We start from the raw sequence: 1604 nt of genomic DNA on the forward strand, positions 1-1604 counted from the left end.
AAAAAAAAGGAAAAGCGAGTTGAACGACTTTGTTGCATGTAGGTAGACAATTAACCGCATCATTTCATGCGGAGTTATATACACTTGTTCCGGAAAATCACCTCTTACGCAAGATTTATAGCATTGTGGATTTTGGTTTCATACATGAGCTGGTGGAAAACTCGTATTGTAAATACTACGGCAGACCAGCTAATGAACCGGAACTGCTCTTTCGTCTGCTCTTTTTGCAGACCCTTTACAATCTTTCGGACGAGCGTGTTATAGAGGAAACGCACGTGAATCTGGCGTACAAGTGGTTTATCGGGATTAACCCGGAAGATCCACTGCCGGATCCCTCGCAACTCTCACGTTTCCGTAACCATCGTCTTGGCGCAAGTCAGGTGGAGGATGTTCTAAAACAAGTAGTAGGCCAGTGCATCGACAAAGGGCTCATCAAGTCGAAAACCATCATTATGGATGCTACGCATACGCATGCAGCGACTCAGCGCCAACAGCCGCTGAACGTGCTTCGGGAAGCAGCCAAACGACTGTTTCGAGTTGTAGTGAAACGGCATCCCAAGCTAGAAAAGAAGCTTCCTCCATTGCTGAATGTCAAAAGTGAGCAAGAAGATGCAGAGAAGATCATGTTGCGCTATCTCGCCGAGCTTGGCCAAACGGTAGAAGAGTTGTTGCCGGACCATGAGGGGGCAATAAGTGACAAATTGCATATCGCGAAGGAAATCGTAGAAGATGAGCGTCTGCTAGCAAACAAAGGCATCCGGTCAGCGATCGACCCTGATGCAAGGTTCGGTTGGAAAAGCAGTACCAAGTCGTTTTTTGGTTATAAAGAGCACCTGGCTATGACAGAAGAAGAATTTATTACGGCTGTTGAAGTGACACCGGGAACCAGCGATGACGGAAAGCAGTTACCTGTTCTACTGGCGCAAACGAAAGCAAATGGGATTGTAGTCGAAGAAATCATTGCAGACACGGCATACTCCGGAAAAGACAATCTGGCAGAAATGAAAAAAGAATCCATTCAGCCTGTCGTTCCACTGAATCCCATTGTTCACTCGGGTGGCGTGCGCCAAGATGGATTCGACTACAACAAGGACGCTAATTTCGTGGTCTGCCCCGCAGGCGAACACAGCATTCGCAAAGCGATTCAAGGCAGTAAAAAAAGCGGAGACAGCCGCTCGCTCGTATTCTACTTTGACGTAGAGAAGTGCAAAGTATGCCCGCTGCGCGATGGCTGCTACAAACCAGAGTCCAAAAGCAAGACGTACTCCATCCGGATCATCGCCGAGCACTTCAAAGAGCAAATCGAGTTCGAACTAAGCGATACATTCAAAGAGCGTATTAAACGCAGGCCGATCATTGAACACAAGAACGCGGAGATGAAGAGATTCCACGGTATGGCTACAGCCAAATACCGAGGTCTCTTTCGTATGCGAATACAGGCCAATCTCACAGCGTTTGTTGTAAATGTGAAACGAATGGTTAGGCTAATAGAGCAAAAGCAGCCCATCCTCTGATGAGGAATGAGCTGCTTTTTTAGTTTTTCAATCACTTTTACCATCTCGGAGTGCCCATTTCCTCAAAATCAAGGCTTTTGCAGGGCTCTC

The 1604-nt window shown here is 47.1% G+C and carries 1 protein-coding gene; it reads left to right on the forward strand.

Going from position 1 to position 1604, the window contains the following annotated elements; genetic code table 11:
- Positions 1-29: 29 nt before the first annotated feature.
- The gene (locus AC6ESP_RS29395; RefSeq protein WP_497100336.1) at positions 30-1514 is read left to right on the forward strand and encodes an IS1182 family transposase; all 1485 of its coding nucleotides are present in this window, start codon (positions 30-32) and stop codon (positions 1512-1514) included.
- The last annotated feature ends 90 nt before the right edge of the window (positions 1515-1604 follow it).

This window comes from Paenibacillus xinjiangensis (assembly GCF_059686975.1).